At 63.5% G+C, this 19,582-nt stretch carries 16 protein-coding genes; 2 read left to right on the top strand and 14 right to left on the bottom strand.

All coding sequences use genetic code 11. The annotated features are described in order from the left end of the window. The 10 genes from pyrH to rplS all read right to left on the bottom strand — a co-directional run bounded on the left by pyrH (position 1) and on the right by rplS (position 9,638). The gene (gene pyrH, locus H6A16_RS00940) at positions 1-723 is read right to left on the bottom strand and encodes a UMP kinase (protein WP_204615346.1); all 723 of its coding nucleotides are present in this window, start codon (positions 721-723) and stop codon (positions 1-3) included. A 119-nt stretch (positions 724-842) separates the two neighbouring features. Next, positions 843-1,721, bottom strand: coding sequence for a translation elongation factor Ts (gene tsf, locus H6A16_RS00935; RefSeq protein WP_204615344.1), 879 nt, complete (start codon positions 1,719-1,721; stop codon positions 843-845). Between the two features lie 54 nt (positions 1,722-1,775). Continuing rightward, positions 1,776-2,552 (bottom strand): 30S ribosomal protein S2, encoded by a 777-nt coding sequence (gene rpsB / locus H6A16_RS00930; RefSeq protein WP_204615342.1) that lies wholly within the window; start codon positions 2,550-2,552, stop codon positions 1,776-1,778. A gap of 335 nt (positions 2,553-2,887) precedes the next feature. Then, the gene (locus H6A16_RS00925; protein WP_204615340.1) at positions 2,888-3,808 is read right to left on the bottom strand and encodes a tyrosine recombinase; all 921 of its coding nucleotides are present in this window, start codon (positions 3,806-3,808) and stop codon (positions 2,888-2,890) included. Further along, complete coding sequence (gene trmFO / locus H6A16_RS00920; protein WP_204615338.1) at positions 3,805-5,145, bottom strand: methylenetetrahydrofolate--tRNA-(uracil(54)-C(5))-methyltransferase (FADH(2)-oxidizing) TrmFO; 1,341 nt, start codon at positions 5,143-5,145, stop codon at positions 3,805-3,807. Before trmFO ends, H6A16_RS00925 begins: the two co-directional genes overlap by 4 nt. A 21-nt stretch (positions 5,146-5,166) precedes the next feature. Then, entirely contained in the window at positions 5,167-6,102 is a 936-nt protein-coding gene (gene dprA / locus H6A16_RS00915) for a DNA-processing protein DprA (protein WP_204615336.1), read from the bottom strand. Continuing rightward, positions 6,089-7,603, bottom strand: coding sequence for a YifB family Mg chelatase-like AAA ATPase (locus H6A16_RS00910; protein ID WP_204615334.1), 1,515 nt, complete (start codon positions 7,601-7,603; stop codon positions 6,089-6,091). The genes dprA and H6A16_RS00910 overlap by 14 nt, the downstream gene beginning before the upstream one ends. After that, positions 7,600-8,067: a YraN family protein gene (locus tag H6A16_RS00905; protein ID WP_204615331.1), complete on the bottom strand. Its 468-nt coding sequence runs from the start codon at positions 8,065-8,067 to the stop codon at positions 7,600-7,602. The genes H6A16_RS00910 and H6A16_RS00905 overlap by 4 nt, the downstream gene beginning before the upstream one ends. 175 nt (positions 8,068-8,242) lie before the next feature. Next, a complete protein-coding gene (locus H6A16_RS00900) occupies positions 8,243-9,031 on the bottom strand; it encodes a ribonuclease HII (RefSeq protein ID WP_204615329.1) in 789 nt (262 codons plus the stop codon). Between the two features lie 265 nt (positions 9,032-9,296). Next, positions 9,297-9,638, bottom strand: a complete 342-nt coding sequence (gene rplS / locus H6A16_RS00895) for a 50S ribosomal protein L19 (protein WP_204615327.1) — start codon at positions 9,636-9,638, stop codon at positions 9,297-9,299. 241 nt (positions 9,639-9,879) lie between these two features. On the opposite strand from rplS, the gene H6A16_RS00890 reads away from it, so the two are divergent. Both H6A16_RS00890 and H6A16_RS00885 read left to right on the top strand, forming a co-directional pair. After that, the gene (locus H6A16_RS00890; protein ID WP_204615325.1) at positions 9,880-12,435 is read left to right on the top strand and encodes a hybrid sensor histidine kinase/response regulator; all 2,556 of its coding nucleotides are present in this window, start codon (positions 9,880-9,882) and stop codon (positions 12,433-12,435) included. A 300-nt stretch (positions 12,436-12,735) separates the two neighbouring features. Continuing rightward, on the top strand, positions 12,736-15,858 hold the full coding sequence (locus tag H6A16_RS00885) for an EAL domain-containing protein (protein WP_204615323.1): 3,123 nt from the start codon (positions 12,736-12,738) through the stop codon (positions 15,856-15,858). Between the two features lie 88 nt (positions 15,859-15,946). Here the strand turns inward: H6A16_RS00885 and H6A16_RS00880 are convergent, their stop codons facing one another. The 4 genes from H6A16_RS00880 to H6A16_RS00865 all read right to left on the bottom strand — a co-directional run bounded on the left by H6A16_RS00880 (position 15,947) and on the right by H6A16_RS00865 (position 19,528). Beyond that, on the bottom strand, positions 15,947-16,183 hold the full coding sequence (locus tag H6A16_RS00880; protein ID WP_204615321.1) for a PAS domain-containing protein: 237 nt from the start codon (positions 16,181-16,183) through the stop codon (positions 15,947-15,949). Continuing rightward, positions 16,087-18,468 carry a CheR family methyltransferase gene (locus tag H6A16_RS00875; protein WP_204615319.1) on the bottom strand — a complete coding sequence of 794 codons (2,382 nt, stop codon included), beginning with the start codon at positions 18,466-18,468 and terminating at the stop codon, positions 16,087-16,089. Before H6A16_RS00875 ends, H6A16_RS00880 begins: the two co-directional genes overlap by 97 nt. Before the next feature lie 128 nt (positions 18,469-18,596). After that, on the bottom strand, positions 18,597-19,262 hold the full coding sequence (locus H6A16_RS00870) for a hypothetical protein (protein WP_204615317.1): 666 nt from the start codon (positions 19,260-19,262) through the stop codon (positions 18,597-18,599). Then, positions 19,247-19,528: a hypothetical protein gene (locus H6A16_RS00865; RefSeq protein WP_204615316.1), complete on the bottom strand. Its 282-nt coding sequence runs from the start codon at positions 19,526-19,528 to the stop codon at positions 19,247-19,249. The genes H6A16_RS00870 and H6A16_RS00865 overlap by 16 nt, the downstream gene beginning before the upstream one ends. Positions 19,529-19,582: the final 54 nt, after the last annotated feature.

Genomic DNA, 19,582 nt, shown 5'->3' with positions numbered 1-19,582 from the left:
TTAATCCTCCTGAACGACGACGGTTCCGACAGGCTCGCCCTTAAGAGCGCGCTTGATATTGTCCTCGCCCTCGATGTTGAGGACGATGATGGGCATATGGTTGTCCTGGCACAGAGCGGCCGCGGTGGTGTCCATGACTTGCAGGCCGCGGACGAGCACCTCGTGATGGGTAATGCGATCGAAGCGGACGGCATCGTCGTGCGTCACGGGATCCTTGTCGTAGATGCCGTCGACCTTGGTGGCCTTGAGGAGGCACTCGGCGCCGATCTCGCAGGCGCGCAGGGCTGCGGCGGTATCGGTCGTGAAGTACGGATTGCCAGAGCCGGCGGCGAAGATGACGATATCGCCCTTCTCCAGATGGTTGATGGCGCGGCGGCGGATGTAGGGCTCGCAGACCTCGTTCATCTGGATGGCGCTCATGACGCGGCAGGGCGCGTCGACGCGCTCGAAGGCGTCCTGGAGGGCAAGGGCGTTCATGACCGTGGCAAGCATGCCCATGTAGTCGGCCTGGGCGCGGTCCATGCCTTTAGCGGAGCCGGCGAGGCCGCGGAAGATGTTGCCACCGCCGACCACGATGCCGACCTCGACGCCGTCCTCGTGCAGCTGCTTGATCTGATGCGCAAGCCGCTCGGTGACCTCGGGATCGATGCCGTAGCGGCCCTCCCCCATCAGGGCCTCGCCAGAGAGCTTGAGCAGCACGCGTTTGTACTGGTAATCAGACAAGATGTCCTCCTTCGTTGGATCAGCTGCACTTCATTCTAGCAGCGATTGGGTGCCGACCCATGAAAAAGCAGGCCATAGGTAGCAACCCACAGCCTGCTCGGTTCACATGATGCGAAAGCTTAGTTGTCGGACTCGCCGCACACCAGACGGTCGAACGCGACGATGGTGATCTCGTCGCCGACCTCCTTGGAGACCTTCTCAGCGTACTGCTTGATGGTCATGTTGGAGTCCTTGATGAACTCCTGCTCGTTCAGGACGAAGCCCTTGAAGAACTTCTCGAGACGGCCGTGAGCCATCTTCTCCTGGATGGCCTCGGGCTTGCCGGACTCGGCAGCCTGAGCCTTGTAGATCTCGATCTCGTGATCGATGGTGGCCTGCGGGACGTCCTCGCGAACGGCGCTGATCGGGGCGGTCGCGGCGACCTGCATGGCAACGTCGTGGGCGAAGGTCTTGAAGGCCTCGTTGGAAGCGGTCTCAGCGTTGTTGAACTTGAACTCGACCATAACGCCGATCTTGCCGCCCATGTGGATGTAGCTGGACACAGCGCCAGCGGCGGGCTTGCGCACGGTGAAGCGGGAGATCTTCATGTTCTCGCCGATGATGTGGATCATCTCGGTGAGGGCCTCCTGGACCGTCTCGCCGTCCATGTCGGCAGCGAGCAGGGCATCGACGTCAGCCGGCTCAACGTTGCAGGCGACCTCGGCGACCTTGGCGGCAAAGCCGGTGAACTTGGGGTTGGAGCCCACGAAGTCGGTCTCGCAGGCGACCTCGGCGAGCGCGCCCTGGGTGCCGTCGGCGGAGACGTAGGCGGCAACAGCCCCCTCGTTGGTGTCGCGGCCAGCCTTCTTGGCGGCAGCGGCGAGGCCGTTCTTGCGAAGGATGTCGACGGCGGCGTCCATATCGCCCTCGGCCTCGACGAGAGCCTTCTTGCACTCCATCATCGGGGAGTCGGTCATCTCGCGGAGCTGCTTGACCATAGCGGCGGTGATCTGAGCCATTGGTTGTTCCTTTCGAATCAAAGGTACGAAACTAAAGAGAACTTGAGCGCGATGCTACTCGGCAGCAGCCTCGGTGGCCTCGGCCTCGGCAGCGGGAGCCTCGGCGGCAGCCTCGGTGCCGGCCATCTCGGCCTCGGAGATCTGCTCCTTGCCGGAACCGGCCAGGCAGGCGTCGGCGAACAGCTCGCACATAAGGGAGACAGCGGAGATGGCGTCGTCGTTGCAGGGGATGCCGTAGTCGACCTCGTCCGGATCGGAGTTGGTGTCGATGAGGGCGACGACGGGGATGTGCAGGCGACGGGCCTCCTTGATGGCGTTCTCCTCGCGCTTGGTGTCGATGACGAAGAGGGCCGCGGGCAGGGACTTCATGTCGCGGGCGCCACCGAGGTTGGTCTGGAGCTTAGCGAGCTCCTTGCCGAGGACGGCCTGCTCCTTCTTGCCGCGAAGGGCCATGGAACCGTCGGCGACCATGCCCTCAAGCTCCTCCATGCGGTTGATGCGGGAGCGGATGGTCACGAAGTTGGTGAGCATACCGCCGAGCCAGCGCTGATTGATGTAGGGCATGTTGGCGCGCTCGGCAGCGGACTTCACGGCCTCCTGAGCCTGCTTCTTGGTGCCGACGAAGAGGACCTTGCCGCCGTGGGCGCAGGTGTTCTTCAGGAAGGTGTAAGCAGCGTCGGCCTCGACGATGGTCTGCTTGAGGTCGAGGATGTAGATGCCGTTGCGCTCACCGAAGATGTAGGGGCGCATCTTGGGGTTCCAGCGACGGGTCTGGTGACCGAAGTGGCAGCCTGCCTCGAGAAGGGTGCGGATATTGATCTTGGTAGCCATGTTTACCTCCTGTGGTTCGCCTCCGTGCAGGCATCTGACCTCGCAGGCCACCCGGATCTGAGCTACCTATGCTCCGGGCACCACGGCTCGCGAGTAGCCGCACGTGTGTGATGGAAACGGTTGCGCCATACGCAACCTGATGCATGATAGCAGCTAACGCAGACGATTCCAACTGCACACCTGCGTATGTGTGCAGCTTGTGGCGCAGCTCTCGGCCCGGTGCCCCCGGTTGGCGCCTTTGGGGACGTAGCCGGAAGGTGCCATTCGCGCCCTCGATGGCGATGGCACCTTCCGGCTACGTCCCCAAAGGCGCCAACCGGGGGATGCGGGGATGGTCAGGCGCGGGGATGCGAGAGGCGCACGGCGGTCTTTAGGCGCTCGGGCGTCACGTGGGTGTAGACCTGCGTCGTCTGAAGGCTGGCGTGCCCGAGCATCTCCTGGACGCTGCGGAGGTCGGCTCCACCTTCGAGCAGGTCGGTCGCGAACGTATGGCGCAGGGCGTGGGGGCTCACATCGGCGGGAAGTCCCGCTGTGCGCGAGAGCACCTTGAACCGGTATCGAAGGGACGATGCATCCATGGGACGTCCGCGTCCAGATATAAAGAGACGGTCGGTGGCGGCTCCGTCGCGGTTATGGGCGAGAAGCTCCGGTCGAGCCTCTTCGAGGTAGCGCTTGGCAGACGCGAGGGCACGTCGATGGACGGGCACGATGCGCTCCTTCGACCCCTTGCCGAAGAGCGTGACGGCACCCTGCGAGAAGTCGATGTCGGTGCAGACGAGGCCGGCAAGCTCGGAGATGCGCGCGCCCGATGCGTAGAAGAGCTCGAGCATGGCGGCATCGCGGATGCCGCCCGGCGTGCCGAGGTCAGGCGCTCCCAGCAGGGCGTCGAGCTGCTCGCGTGCGAGCGCGCGCGGCAGCGACCGGGGAAGCTTTGGTGCGGAGAGAGCCGCTGCGGGGTCGCTGGTCAGCCGGTCCGTCTCCGAAAGCCAGCCGTACAGCGACCGTATGGCCGAGAAGTGCGCGGCCACCGTCCGCGGGGCATAGCGGGCCGCCCGCAGCTCAGCTAGATAGCGCCTGAGGTCGCGGACGGATACGCGCATCCCATCGAGGCCACAGCGCTCGAGCCAGCGCAGATAGGCATCGAGGTGCGACCGATACGAGCTGACGGTTCGGGGCGACTCCCCCAGCACGCGCTCGCAATGGGCCAAAAACGCCTCTACAAGACCGGGGAACCCTTCGGGGGCCTTATCGCTCACGCGAGACCAGCTTTGATGCCCAGATCGGCGCGACTCGCGAGATAGGCGGCGAGGTCTGCCTGCGCGCGCTCGGCGTAGGCGGCGTAGCGATCGCGCTTCGAGCGGCGACGCCCGTCCTCGAGCGGCGGCACGATGCCGAAGTTGACGTGCATGGGCTGATAGTCCTGCGTGGCGGGGTCCGTCGCGTAGGCGACAAGCGATCCGAGGGCGCCCGTTGCGGGAAGGTAGACGGGCTCGAGGCCGGCGAGGTCGGCATAGGTGTTGAGTGCCGCGAGCAGACCGGAGGCGATGGCCTCGGTATAGCCTTCCGTTCCGGTGATCTGCCCCGCCAGGCGCACAGTGGTGCCGGGCACCTTGAAGGTGCGGTCGAGCACGTGCGGCGCATCCACGAAGGTGTTGCGGTGCATGACGCCGTAGCGGAAGAACTCGGCCTGCTCAAGGCCGGGAATCATGCGGAACACGCGGCGCTGCTCGGGGAAGGTGAGGTTCGTTTGGAACCCGACGAGGTTGTAGGCGGTGCAATCGGCGTTCTCGGCGCGCAGCTGCACGGCTGCCCAGGGGCGACGCCCGGTGCGCGGATCGACGAGCCCGACGGGCTTCATGGCGCCGAAGCGGATGGCGTCACGCCCCTTCCGGGCGACCTCCTCGGCGGGCTGGCACGCCTGGAAGAGGTCGGTCGTCTCGAAATCCTTGAGTACGACGCGCTCGGCTGTCACGAGGGCATCGATGAAGGCCTCGTACTCCTCTTTGTTCATGGGGGCGTTCAGGTAGTCGCCCTGTCCCGCCTCGTCGTAGCGCGACTGGCGGAAGAGGACATCCATATCGAGGGTCGAGGCATCGACGATGGGGGCTGCTGCGTCGAAGAACGAGAGCGCCTCTCCCCCGACGAGCTCGTGGACGGCGGCGGAAAGCGCCGCGGAGCAAAGCGGCCCTGCGGCGATGACCACCTGTCCGTCCGGAATCGAGGTAGCCTCCTCGTGGACCACCTCGATGTTCGGACGGGAGGCAACCTCCTGCTCGACAAGCTCGCTGAAGCGCTCGCGATCGACAGCGAGCGCGCCGCCTGCGGGAACGGATGCCTGGCGGGCGCAGCTGAGGAGGATCGAACCCATGCGTTCAAGCTCGTCTTTGAGAAGGCCGGCAGCGGAATCGATGCGGGTCGCCTTGAACGAGTTCGAGCAGACGAGTTCGGCGAGATGTCCGGTGTGGTGTGCGGGCGACATGGTGTCAGGGCGCATCTCGATCAGACGGACGCGCACACCGCGGTCGGCAAGCTGGCATGCGCATTCGCTGCCCGCCAGGCCTCCGCCCACAACCGTTACGAACATCTCGTCCATATCGCTCCCCCTTCGGTCAACTTATCCATTCCGTACATTGTGCATTATCGACGAAGGCTCGTGAAGCGCATGGACCGTTGGCGAAAACCTTCCATCTACGAGCCTCTCGATCTTGCCGTCGACCTCAAGGCTGCTGAGGTACGCGAGGCATGAGATCGGGTCGAGCTCCAGCAGGGACGCGATGTCGTCGGACCTCAGGGGGCTTGCGGTCAGCGCTGCCATGAGCGTTTGCTCCTGAGGGTCTGCGGATCGCCTCGCCGCGGGGTCTTGGCGCACATAGCGCAGGACGCCGAAGATGCGCGAGATGGCGACCTCGAGCGATTCCTCGTCGGCGATGCAGCAAGCGCCGTTCGCGATGAGGTGGTTCGATCCCCGCGAGTTGGGCGACAGGATTGAGCCCGGTACGGCGAGGACCTCGCGACCTATCTCGAATGCTGCGTCTGCCGTGGAGAACGTACCTGAGGGAAGCCCTGCCTCCGTGACGCAGACGGCACGCGAGAGCGCGGCGATGACGCGGTTGCGGCGCGGGAAGGTGTACGGGCGGGGCTGTGCGCCCCAGGGCTGGATGGAGATGACGGCGCCGCCCGTCTCGAGCGTCCTTTCGAGCATGGGTTCGGACGACCTCGGATAGATGACGTCGGCTCCTCCCCCGAGCACGGCGATATGTGTGCCTCCAGCCTTCAAGCATGCACACCCTGCGGCGCAATCGACGCCGCGTGCCCCTCCCGACACGACGGCGATGCCCGCCTGCGCGGCGACGGTTGCCATGGTCTCGGCTATGGCGAGGCCGTAGGGAGTGGCATCCCGAGCGCCGATAATCGCGATGGCGGGAGCCTGCAAGGCTGTGGGATCGCCTCGAACATAGAGGATATTAGGGGCATCGGGCAGATCGAGCAGGCTTTCCGGATAGCGGGGATCACCTTTCCGGATCTCCGTCCGTTCGTTACAGACAGTCATCTTCGGTCACCCTCCTGAACATCGAGGCCTCGAGTACGTGGTTGCGGCCGACATGAGGTTCCTCTGCGATATCGGCGATGGTCCGCGCTATGCGTCCCAAACGTACAAGGCCCCTGCCGGTCAGGTTCTTCGCCCGGGCGAGTGCGACGATGGTCTCCTCTCCTGCCTCGTCCAGCGAGAATCGCGCGATGGCACCTTCCATGGCCGCGCTTATCTCATCGTTCGGTTGGGATTCACGCCATGCCCGATACGCGCGGCCACGCTCGACGAGGGTGCGCATGGTTGCCGAATCCATGCCCTCCGCGCCGCGGACGATCTGCTCGGGGTCGGGGCGCGCGACATCGATCGACATGTCGATGCGGTCGGCGAGCGGTCCGGAGAGCTTCGCCCGATAACGCTCGATGGCGCCCGGGGAGCAGGAGCAGGTGACCTCGCGGTCGCCTAGGTAGCCGCAAGGACAGGGGTTGGACGCTGCGAGCAGCTGGAAGCGTGCGGGAAACGTATAGGCCCCCTCGACGCGAACGATGCGCACGGTCCCCGATTCAAGCGGTTGGCGAAGCGTCTGCAGGACGTTCGAGGGGAACTCCGAGAGCTCATCGAGGAACAGGACGCCGCCGTGCGCAAGGCTGATCTCCCCCGGGCGAACAGGCCTGCCGCCGCCGACGAGCCCGGCGGCGGATATGCTGTGGTGCGGGCTGCGGAAGGGCCGCCTGCCGGCGAGCAGCGCGTCGAGTGGCTCCGAGCATACGGAATGGATGCAGAGCGCCTCCTGCCGTTCGCGGTCGCTGAGCGGTGGAAGGATGGAGGTCATGCGCTGCGCCAGCATGGTCTTTCCCGAGCCCGGGCTTCCGACCATGAGCATGCCGAGCTCCCCCGCCGCGGCCACGACGAGCCCGCGCTTGCCGACTTCCTGCCCGACAACGTCTGCGAAGTCGAGCTCGGGCTCTTCGGAGGTTGCGATTTGCCTATCTACCGGTGCGGCGTGCACGGCCTCGTCGATGCCTGCGCGAAGGGGCCCGATGTGCGGCAGGCATCCGTGCGAGACGCCGTCGATGGACACGTGGGCTGCGGCCGGTGCAGTGACGAGGACGAGACCAGCGTCCCTCGCAAGCATCTGGTAGGCGACCTCTCCCCGGACCGGGCAGACCGACCCGTCGAGGGCGAGCTCGCCGACGACCAGACAGCTATCGAGGCCCCTTGTGGGAATCTGGCCCGACGAGGCGAGTATCGCGATGGCGATGGGCAGATCGAGCCCGGACCCGGTTTTCCGCATATCGCCGGGCGCGAGGTTGACGGTGATGGATTTGCGCGGTACCGAGTAGCCCGCCGTCCTGAGTGCGCACCGTATGCGGCCGCGCGCCTCGAGCACGCTCGAGTCGGCCATGCCGACGATCGAGATTCCCGGCAGGCCGTCTGTCATGGAGACCTCGACCGTCACGGGGTGAGCTTCCACTCCGCGGATGCAGGCGGCGTGCACCGCGAAGACCTGTGCGCCGCTCATTGCTCGCTATCCCATTCGTAGGCGCCGCACAGATGCTCGATCTCGGCGTAGGGTCCGGGCCGAAGGGTGATGGCCACCACGTCGAACCGGATCGCGTAGACGGGGAAGTTGTCGAGCACGTAGCGTGCGGCGATACGCGCGTAACGCTGCCGCTTGCGCTCGTCGATAGCGAGCTCGGGGAACAAATCATGCGTGCCCGCACGGCCGCGCCTCGTCTTGACCTCCACGAGGACGACCTCTTCGCCCTCCGTGTCGTAGACGATGAGGTCCGCCTCCCCTTCCTGGCAGTGATAGTTCTGCTCCATGAGGGTGTATCCGCGCTCCTCGAGGTACACGAGGGCGAGCTCCTCTCCGAGACGCCCCACCTCATGCGCCGTGCACGTTTCGAGCGTTCCGGGCTCCTCCAGGCATTGGCGCAGAAGCTCTCGATCGCGATTGCGCCTTGCCTGTTCGTCTCTTGCCATAGCTGGCCTCCCTTCTGTTGGGTCGGGCCAGTATGGGAGCGCCATCCGACAGCATGCATGCAGGAGCTTGCGTGTGTCTTGCGGCAGACGGTGCTCCATCGTTCAGAAAACCGACCGCCCCGCGGCTGAGCAGGGCGGTCGGAAGAGCGTCAGGTTGTTCGAGGCTGCTGCAAAGCTAGAAGAGCCGGGCGGTTTCCAGGAAATTACCGCAGAAGCTCACGCGATGAAGCGGCGTGAGGCCGTGCTTGCGGATGGCGGCGATATGCTCGGGCGATGCGTATCCCTTGGATTGCGCGAGATGGTATTCGGGATATTCGCTGTCGAGCTCCACCATCATCTCATCACGGGTGACCTTGGCGACGATCGAGGCAGCGGCGATGCAAGCGACCCGCGCATCGCCGTGAACGACATCGACCTCGTGGTCGACCGCCCCGAGCGGGTTGCCGTCCATGAGAACGCAATCGGGTGCAAGGCCGGTATCGGCAACGGCTCCGGCAACTGCCCGTCTGAGGCTGCGCGCCATGCCGTCGCGGTCGATATCCTCCGGCGGAATGTGGCAGATGCCAATGGCAAGGGCGACCTCGGCGATCTGCGCGGCGATGGCCTCGCGCTTGGCCGGCGCGAGCTGCTTTGAGTCGTTGAGGCCTGGGATGATGGGCTCGTCTGGCAGACAGACGGCACAGACGGTAAGGGGGCCCGCGACCGATCCGCGACCGACCTCGTCGACGCCCACGATGGTCCCGGCGCCACCGAGTTCGCGCATGGTGCGGTACATCTCCGCGATGCGGCCGCGCTCCGCAAGCTCCTTCTGGAGGCGACGCAGCGCGCGCTCGCGCGCCTTCTGCACCTGGACGCGCGGGTCGTCCGCATAGCGTTCGGCAAGGTTTTCGATCTCGTCGATCGGCGCGCTCGTCAGCTCGGCTGCAATCTGTGCCGCCGAATACGAGCTTGTCATATTGGCCATCGGTATCCCCTTTCCGCCACGACCCCCATTGTACCGGCCCCTGGCCTCTCTGGGGCCAGGGGCCGGCGTTGTGCGCTTAGGGAACGTCGCAGTCGATTTGGCTGTGCAGTATGGGAACGCACGAAATCCTGGAATGTTCCGATACCGCACAGACGCCCTTGCGCACATGTTCCGAAAGCGCACATATGGCATCTCCCGGCTACGTCCCCAGAGAGGCCAAGAAAAAAGCCGCCCCGGAGGACGGCTTTTTCGAAGCAAAGAATCTTTAGCGCTTCTCGGGAATGCGAGCAGCCTTGCCCACCTTGTCGCGCAGGTAGTAGAGCTTGGCGCGACGCACGCGGCCGTGACGCACGACCTCGAGCTTGGCGATCTTCGGGCTGTGCAGCGGGAAGGTACGCTCAACGCCGATGCCGAAGGAAAGCTTGCGGACGGTGAAGGTCTCGCGGGAGGAGCCACCGCTCATGCGGATGACGTCGCCCTGGAAGACCTGGATGCGCTCGCGGTCGCCTTCCTTGATGCGATAGTGGACCTTGACGTTGTCGCCAACGCGGACCTGCGGGATGTCCTCGCGGATGTCCTGGCGCTCGATTGCGCGGATGTAATCCATGGTTGATTCCTTACTCTTACCAGAGGTGCCGCACGCGCGTGACGACACATGGGTTGAACAAACGTGATTATTATACGCAAGCGATTCGGGCGCGCAAGAGATGTGGAGGACGGCCGAGCTATCTTCACACTCTGCGCCAACAGCGGCATCGTGCAAATTCGGCCCTACGTTTCCGAAAGACCGCTCGCCCCATTTTCACCTGTGGGATACTCCTGATAAGTCGTCTTTGGTCGGAGGCACCATGCAAACATACGATGCACATGCGCGCCGCGTGCGCCTGATAGCCCTTGCCCTTGCCACGGTCGCGTTTCTCGGCCTGATCGGCTGGGGCACGCAGCTCGTGCGCACCCAGATGCTCGAGAACGCCCAGGCGCTTGGTACCAAGCTCGCCCGGAGCTACGCCGACCGCGAGCAGGCGCGACTGGGCATCTACGAGATGTTTTTGGGATACGGCGCATCCGGTCTCAATGATCAGATAGACAACGGAGCTGACGAGCAGACCACGCAGCGCTTTCTTGCTCGGTTCGCGAGCGGCATCAACACCGCGCTCGGCAATGCGACTGCCGACCCCTATGTGGTCATAGGCGGCCGCATCGTGGCGGCTAATCCTTGGGTGGGCGATGAATCATATGACTATCGGACTACGGGTTGGTACCGTGGGGCCATCGAGAATGAGGGAAAACTCGCTGTGACCGACGCCTACACGGATGCGATCACCGGCGAGCGCATCGTTACGGTATCGATCGCCCTGCATGGCGAGGGAAACGTGCTCGCTTTCGACATCCCCGTGGAGGACCTCAGCTCTGGCTCCGACGCGAAGGAGGACGGCGTCGGCTACGTCCTGTTCGACAGCTCCGACAACCTGCTCGCCTGCAGCGGAACCGCCGACACGGATGACCCGAGGTTCGATGAGTTCCTGGAGACGCTCCTCATCGGGGTGGATGAGGGCACGCTCGAGGCGAGCGATGCCGTCATCACCGGACCGGACGGCAATAACCTGAGCGTCTTCTACTCGCACCTCGACTCAGGCTGGCTATCGGTGGTGACCATCCCCACCTCAACGCTGCTCATCAGTGGCGGCGTGACACCGGGGTTCGTCGCCTTGGCGGCCTTCTGCCTCGTGCTCGTGGGAATCGCCATCATCATGCTCGTGCGCGAGCGCCGCTCTGCGCGCGCGATTCAGGAGGCGTCCGACACCGTGCGCATACTCGGCAACACCTACTTTGCCATCTACCGCATCAACTACCTGACCGATACCTATACGACCATCAAGTCCTCCTCCGACACCGCGCAGGTCATGGGCTCCTCGGGAACCTACGACCACTTCATGGATGTGCTGCGCACCGTGGTGGAGCAATCGACCTTCGATCAGTTTGCCGAGAATTTCTCGAGCGAGAGCATCCGCAAACGCGAGGCGGAGGGCGTCATCGAGTACGGCGGCAGGTACCTGCGCCGCTTTGGCGACGAGTACCGTTGGGTGAGCGTGTCGAGCATCACGAACGACGAGATCGGCAACGGCGAGGCCATCATCTGCTTTAGGCATGTCGACGGCGCCATGCGCGAGGAGATGCAGCGTCAGGAGCTGCTCGAAAGCGCGCTCGAGACCGCCCATCAGGCGACGCGGCGCCAGCATATCTTCTTCAGCAATATCTCCCACGATATGCGCACGCCCCTGAACGCCATCATCAACCTCACGAAGATGGCTCGCGAGAGCGAGGGCGATACCCAGAAGACCGATCGCTATCTCGGCTTGCTCGAGGAGGCGGGCGTGCAGCTCGAGACGCTCGTGAACGACGTGCTCGACATGAGTCAGATCGAATACGCCGAGCAGACGGTGCTCGACCTCGAACCCATGGACCTCACGGTCTGTGCCGCGACGGCGGTCGACCTGGTGCGCGCTCAGGCTGAGCGGGAGGGCAAGCATATCGAGCTCACGGCGTGCGACGGGTCGCTTTGGGTGAAGGGCGATGAACGTCGCCTGGGGCAAATTCTGAACAACCTCGTGTCGAACGCGCTCAAGTACAGCCTCGAGGGTGCGCGCGTCGATGTGCGCGTGGGCTATGCCGACCAGCTGCAGGACGAAGGCAGAAAGACGCGCCTGTTCCGAATCGAGGTCGCCGACACGGGTATCGGAATGACGCGGGAGTTCCTGGAGAGGATCTTCGACCCCTTTGCCCGCGAGACGATGTTCGCGCCGAGCGGCGTGGTGGGTACGGGCCTCGGCATGCCCATCGTGAAGAGCCTGGTCCAGCAGATGGGCGGCGAGATCACGGTCCAAAGCGAGCTCGGGGTGGGTAGCACGTTCACGCTGACCATCCCCTTCGAGGTCGTCGAGGCCCCGCATGCAGCCGGGGACGCGGCCGAACCGTTGAGCGCCCCCGCATCGCGCGATGACGGCGCCCTCCCCTCCTTCAAGGGCAAGCGCGTGCTCGTCGCGGAGGACAACCCGACGAACCTGCTGATCGTCGAGACCCTGCTCGGCGCGCTCGAGGTCGAGGTTGTGAGCGTGGCCGATGGCGCGCAGGCGGTCGAAGCTGTCGAGTACGGCGACCCCGGTGCCTTCGACGCCGTGCTCATGGACATGCAGATGCCCGTCATGGACGGTTGCGCTGCGGCCCGGGCGATCCGCGCGGTGGGCCGAGAAGATACCGATTCGATTCCCATCATCGCGGTGACCGCCAACGCCTTCGCCGAGGACGCCGCGGCTGCGCGCAGCGCTGGTATGACGGGGTACGTGACGAAGCCCATCGATATCGGGGCGCTTGCGGCAGCTCTTGAAACGGCGTGGAACGGCTGATACAACCTAACCCCCTACCGTCTATGTTTCAAAATACCCCGTTTACTTGCACCTTGGAATAGTTTTACCGATTACGGATATATTGATACTGATATGTGAACATTTTCCCTACCGGGTGCTCGCCTATCTGCTTGTCCGTTTTCCACGTGGTCGGGAGTTTTTAACGTGGTTTCTTCAGGGCGTCATCCGAACGGGTCGCAGGAAACTTCATATCCTGAAGCCGTCGCATCGCGTCTCCAGGGCGCTATCGGCTGCTCTGCCCATGACACCTCTTCAAATCAGGGGGGTGTCCGAATTTCCATGCAGGACAATGAGCTGCTCGACATCTGGCTCGATATGTCGTTGCAGCGCAACGATTGCGAATTCTGGGTCTATCGTCTGCTCGACAACGCCCTCGATGTGCGCGGTGTGGGTCTCGACGGGATCCCGTACGAGCAGACCTATGAGGACGCTCCCGCCTCTCTGATCGAGAGCGGGCACGTCCATCCCGATTCAATTCGCACCTTTGCAGGGTTTTTCGCGACAATGGGCGATGGGCGTGAAAGCGACCGCGTCTCGGTGCGCCTGAGGCGTCGCACGCACGGTGACTTCGCCTGGTGCACCTTGGTGTATCGCATCGTCAACGACGGTTCGGGAAACGCCCTGTACGCCGTCGGCATGCGAACCTCTCCGCGCTCCTCATCAGGCGATTCGGGCACCTTTACCCCTGAATTCCCCTTTGTCCTCTACCCTCACCTGATGCGCTACGGCCACGCGAACATCACCGAGGGCATGATGCAGCTGTATCTGCGCCATGACGAGCGCACGGTCAGGCTCATTCACGAGATCCCCTACCAAGAGGCATTGGAGATGGGCGCGCAGACGCTTTTCTCGCCAAATGAGGACACGCTCTTCCGTGAGCTGTTTTCCATCGATCGCCTTACGAAGCGCTACCGCATCGGGCGTCGCTGGACGGTCGCGCGCTTCAGGATCGTCGACTCGAAGACGACGGTGCGTCCCGCGCGCATCGCGGTGAACGTCCGTGGGATTACCGATACCGGCGACCTGACCGCCCAGGTGTTCGTGAACGTCTGTGACGAGCGAGTCTCGTGGGAGGCCGATGCCGAGATGTCCCCGGCGCGCGATGGCCAGACGCAGATCTACACGCTCGATTACGCGCACCTGCTCATCAGGTCTATGCTCGAAACCCATCCTTCCGATGACATTTGCGCGCTCGTGGCCGTCAAGTTCGTCGGAATCGAGCGCCTGCCCGTCTCGATGCGGCATGATCTCAAGACGGCGATCGGCGTGTTCATGAACACCGATTGCGTGGTTTACGACGTCGACGAGACGACCGTGGCGGCCTTCATGCCGAGCGTTCCCTCGCCCATCTCGATCAAGAGCCGCATGGCCCATGTGTTTTCCGCTGCGCGCGCGAGCCTGCTTGACGCCGATGTGCAGCATGCGGCGCTGCTCGGCTCGGTCCATGCCGTTGCGTCGACCGTCTATGGGTACAACCGTGTCTTCGACCTGAACAACGCTGAGCAGGGCGTACTCTCCCATGTTACGGCGCGCTCGGAATCGGAGACTGCGGACACATCCGTCGATATGGTGGAAGATCCCGTGGCGCTGCGTGACGTCACCGAGGTACGACAGGCCTTGCGAGCGCAGGTGGCCGACGTGCCCGAAATCGATGGCCTCAGCAAAGAAGAGCTCATCGCACTCAGCGAGACGCTCAGGGCCATGATGAACGCGGCCGAACCTGCTCAGGCGATCGATGTGGCATTGCGTGCGATAGGCCGGTACTACCGTGCTCGCCGCGATTACATCTTGATGGTGCCCAGCGATGAGGACATTATCTCGGTGCTCTTCGAGTGGATGGAACCCGATGTGACGAGCATCCAGGGCCTGTTTGCCAACACGCCTGCATCGCGGTTCCCCTTCATCACGGTGAACGCTCAATCCGATCGGCCCGTGTTCGTGTCGAGGGACCGCACGGCGACCTTTATCCCCGACGGGGAGCAGGGGCGCCCTTGGCGTTTCGCGCTCATTCCGATCTCGCATAGCAAGGCATGCACGATGATGCTGTGCGTCGACGGACCACGTGAGCACCTTGATTCCCTCAACCTGGCATCGATTCTCGGCGATCGTATTCTCCACGAGTGGGCACGTCTCAACCGTTCGGAATGCTATCGTGCTGGCAAAGACAAGATCAGCCCCTTCTACAACGATGAGCGCGATCTTGACTATCTGCTCGCGCGGTCCAACCGGGGCTTCTGGAGTTCGCTTGGCATCCTTGTCGTCGAGGCGACGAGCGTCTTCGACCTTGTGGAGCGTGAAGGCCTTCGGGGCGCGTACGAGATGTTCATGAGCGTCCGCGAGGTTCTGGGCCAGTCGTTTGAGGCTCGGTATATATTCCATGTGAGCGATGAGGAGTTCGTCGTCATCTCACCTAATCAGCCTTACCAGGCCTTCATCAAAGACTGCGCACGGGCGCGTACGGCACTGCTTTCCGCGTATCCTTCTGAATTGCAGCTCGGAAGCTCGTGGACGGATAGCGTTTCCAGTGTGCTCGGCACGCTTAGCGAGGCGCGAGCGATTGCCGAGCGCGATGGGGCCTCTCGCGAGCGTCGGCGTCATGTTATGGAGCCGAGGCGCCGCGACCGTACATTGAGTGATGACGACATCGAGCCGACCAGCATGCGTCAGGCGATCGCCGATCGTTTTACGATTTACCTGCAGCCGAAGCTCGACATGCGCACCGGCGACCTTGTCGGTGCCGAGGCGTTGGCGCGCTGCGTGAGCCCGGATGGCACGATCACCTCGCCGGCCAACGCCATCCAGAAGCTCGAGCAGGACGGCGGTATCAGCGAGCTCGACTATTACGTGTTCGACGCCATGCTTTCGGTGATGAGCTCCTGGTCCCAACGGGGGCGTCGCGTCGTTCCGATATCGAGCAACTTCTCGCGCAGCACGCTGCTCGAATCGACCGCTCTCGCATCTATCCTGGCAATCATGAGCCGGTATCCCGATGTTCCCGCGAGCAGCGTGGAGATGGAGATCACCGAGTCCGCGATTGACCTCGGCAACTCGACGCTCAAGGACCTCGTCGAGCGGTATCGCTCGCTCGGACTTCGTGTGGCGCTCGACGACTTCGGATCGCATTACTCCAACGTGTCGGTGCTCGCCAACGTGCCCTTCGACACGATCAAGCTCGACCGCTCGCTTACCGGGCATATGTCGGACAACGAGGTCAGCCGTCTGCTCGTGCGCAATATCGCCGATATCTGCGAGCGCAGCGGCATGAACTGCATCGCCGAGGGCATCGAGACCATCGACCAGGCGCGCGCCCTTGTGAAGGAGGGCTGCAATTTCTGCCAGGGCTTCTACTACGATCGCCCGATGCCGGTGGACCTCTTCGAGCGCAAGTACTTCGGAGACTGACAAGCATCCACTTGACGGAGCTGAACAATGAGCGCCCGCCGCCCAAAGCTTTGGGCCGCGGGCGCTTTCGCATGCGGTTGTCTATCCCCTATCCGCGTGCACCGGTTCCCAGGCTGTCGATGATGGTGATGACAAGTCCCTTGATCGTGTTGTCCGTCGTGCGGTACGGGGCGATGCGCAGGGTGTAGTGGCGGCCGTTGCCCGCGGTGATCTCGCGGTCGATGGGCGTCAGGTTCCTGAGCACGCTCTCGGCATCGCCGACGATGTCCTCATCGGGGAAGCTATGCGCGAAGATCTGGATCGGACGGCCGACGTCGTGGTCCATGAGCTAGACTCGCGGCCCACGTACTCGGTGAACTTGCGGATGTTGAAGTTCTCGTCGATGAACAGGATGCCGATCATCGTCGACGACAGGAAGTTCGAGAGGTCGTTGGTCGTCATGGTGAGCTCGTCGACCTTCTGCTGGTACTCGGAGTTCACGGTGTAGAGCTCCTCGTTGACCGACTGCAGCTCCTCGTTGGAGCTCTGGAGCTCCTCATTTGCCGTGAGCAGCTCTTCGTTTGCGGCCTGAAGCTCCTCGTTGACGGTCTCGAGCTCACCGATGGTCGACTGCAGGTCGCTTTGCGAATCGCGCAGCTCGCTTTCGAGGTCGGCGATGCGGCGTGCCGCCGTGGCCTCGATGTCGTACTTCTCCACGACGCCGTCGGGCTCATCGTCATCGGCGTGGTGGTCCTTGAACAGCATGGCGACGAGATCGGCATCGAGGTTGCCGGGCATCGGGATGGGCTGCGCGATGAGGTCGATCACCTTGTGGCCAGAGGGGCAGTCCACGTGGATGCCCTCGTAGGTTACCGAGATGTGCTCGGTGCGGGCGCGGGAGAGCGCCGTCGACGCGGCCAGGCTGAGGTCGCTGTTGATGATGGTGAACAGGTTGAACGACGCCTTGCCCGGCGCGATACTCACGAAGTCGAGGTAGTTTCCGAAGAAGTGGATGACGTCGTTGCTCTCGTTGATGATGACGGAGGCCGGCAGGAACCGCTCGAGATAGGTCGTGTAGATGGTCTCCAGACCGTAGTCGACGCGGCGCACGTCCTCTGTCGAGCTCTGGCGCGCCGGGACGTTTTGCACCGTGGGGATGTTGAAGGCCGTCGGCGCAGGGCTGTCGATCTTGCCCGCGCCGTTGTGGATGTAGATCTTCTCGGTAGAGCAGGCGGGCTGGAACACGTTGGGGTACTCGTTGGCCGTCTCGCTCTTGCCGAGGAAGAGGTAGCCGCCGTTCTTCAGGGCGGTGTGGAAGATGGCAAACAGGCTACGCTGCAGCACGGGCTGGAAGTAGATCATGACGTTGCGGCAGCAGATGAGGTCGAGCTTCCCGAACGGCGGGTCGGACAGCATGTTGTGGGGCGCGAAGATCACCATCTGACGGATGTCCTTGATGATGTGGTAGGTGCCCTCGCGTTTGACGAAGTAGCGCGCCAGGCGATCGGTCGTCACGTCCTCGATGATGCTTTCGCCGAAGGTGCCCTTGCCGGCCTTCTCGATCGCCTTGACGTCGATATCGGTGGCGAAGATCTTGACGTCGCGCTTCATCTGGAGCTCTTCCATGACCTCGCGGAAGAGGATGGCCACGGAATACGCTTCCTCACCCGTGGAACAGCCGGCGCTCCAGACGCGGATGGGCTCGTTCTCGCCGGCGTTGCGCACGATGCTCGTGATGACCTTGGACTTGAGCACCTCGAAGTAGGCGGGATCGCGGAAGAAGCTCGTGACCCCGATGAGGATTTCCTTGGCGAGCGTCGAGACCTCGTCGGAATCGTTCTCGAGCACGTCGGCGTACTCGGCGAGCGAGGAGGTGTGGGTCACCATGAGGCGGCGCTCGATGCGGCGCAGGATGGTGGAGCGCTTGTAGTAGGTGAAGTCGATACCCATCTGCTGCTTGAGCACGAGGTAGATGCGCGACAGGCTCTCCTCGTCGCTCAGCGCCCCGTTTGCGCCCTCGGGCATGAGGTCGATGTGGTAGCGCGCGAAGTTGACGATCTCCTCGGCGATGTTACGGGGCGTGAGTACCCAGTCGACCAGACCGGTGCTGATGGCGCTTTTGGGCATGCCGTCGAACTTGGCGCTCTCCGGCTTCTGGACGATGGTGAGGCCGCCGCTCTCCTTGACGGCACGGATGCCGCTCGTGCCGTCGGTGCCCGTACCCGAGAGCACGACCGCCACGGAGCGCTCGCGGTATTCCTCAGCCAGCGACGAGAAGAAGATGTCGATGGGGTGGTTCAGCACCGCGTGGTCGTAATCGGAGAGGCGAAGCCTTCCGCCGGCGACGGTGAGGTTCTTCTTGGGCGGGATGAGGTAGACCGTGTCGGCCTCGATCTCGGTGTCCTGCTCGACCTGCAGGACCGGCATGTCGGTCTGCTTGCCGAGGATGTCGGCCATGAGGCTGCGGTGATCCGGCGAGAGGTGCTGGATCACGACGAAGCCGAGGCCGCTGTTCGCGGGAAGCGCCTGGAACAGCTCCTGAAGCGCCTCGACGCCGCCGGCGGAGGCGCCCACGCCGACGACGAACGACGCGGGAGCGTGCTCGGTGATTCCATGGGTGTCATGTACCATGAGCCCGACCTTTCTCATGTGTGGGGAATCGCCTCGTTACGGCTTCCCCTCTTGCTAACTATACCTGTCGCGGTGGCAATTTCGGCCGGAGATGTCCAAAACGGGCAGTGTGTAACGGGCAGGAGGCGTCACGACGCATCGAGATGCGTGCGCTCGACCCGCTCCCACCTGCGCCCGCTCTTGCGGTAGCCGACGAGCGCCAGCATGCGCGTCACGGCGAGGATGAATCTGAGCACCGTCACCTCGATCAGCGAGAGCATGATCGCGCGGACGATATCGGAGGCGGTGAGCTTGAGGTCGCGCGTCTGCACGCGTGAGAAGAAGGCGGTAAGCGACATGACCGCGCCGAAGATCGCGTAGATGAGATGGAACAAGATCGTGAGCGGCACGTTGATGAAGTTGAAGGCGCAGGCTATAAGCACCGTCAAGATGCCGGCGAGCTCGATGACCGGCGACCACAACTCGTAGATGAGGAAATAGCCGTAGGAGATCGATCCGACGAGGCTGTACCGGTGGTTCGCGAAGATGTGCTCGTGCTTGCGCATGCTCTCGTAGAGGCCGGTGTGCCAGCGTCGCCGCTGGCCGATGAGGCCGCGCAGCGTGCCCATATAGCCGTCGTCGAAGCCGTCCATATGCGAGTAGGCCGCGTAATCGTCGAGGTAGATGCCCTGAAGCAGGTAGAGCGGTTCGGCGGCGTCCTCGTTATGGGCGGCGAGCGCCTCATAGAACGAGGGCGCCATGAGCATGTAGACGCGCACCGTGTTGCCGCCCATCGAGGCTATGAGGTCGACCACCGCTCGTAGGTCTCACAGTCGGTGGATTGCTCGGTGGCGAAGTGACCGGGCTCGGCGCCCCCGATATCGACGCCGCGCATGGTGAACACATGCTCCTCTCCGTCTTCGTCGAGCGCGACGATATCGGCTCCGTCGACGCGAAACGGGACGTCGATGTTCGACGAATGCGGGAGCAGCCAGAGGTCGAGGCCCTTGTAGAGGACCAGATAGGTGACGCCGAGGGCGCAGGCGACCATGATGACCGTCACGATGATAAAACGCTTCATGTGTTCACCTCCTTATCGAACGGCTCGCACGCCATCAGTGGTTGTCCATCTTGA

The organism is Collinsella tanakaei, assembly GCF_016900375.1.
In the GTDB taxonomy this organism is placed as follows: Bacteria; Actinomycetota; Coriobacteriia; order Coriobacteriales; family Coriobacteriaceae; genus Collinsella.
Note: the sequence above shows the minus strand (reverse complement) of the source record. Positions and strands in the feature narration are given on the sequence as shown.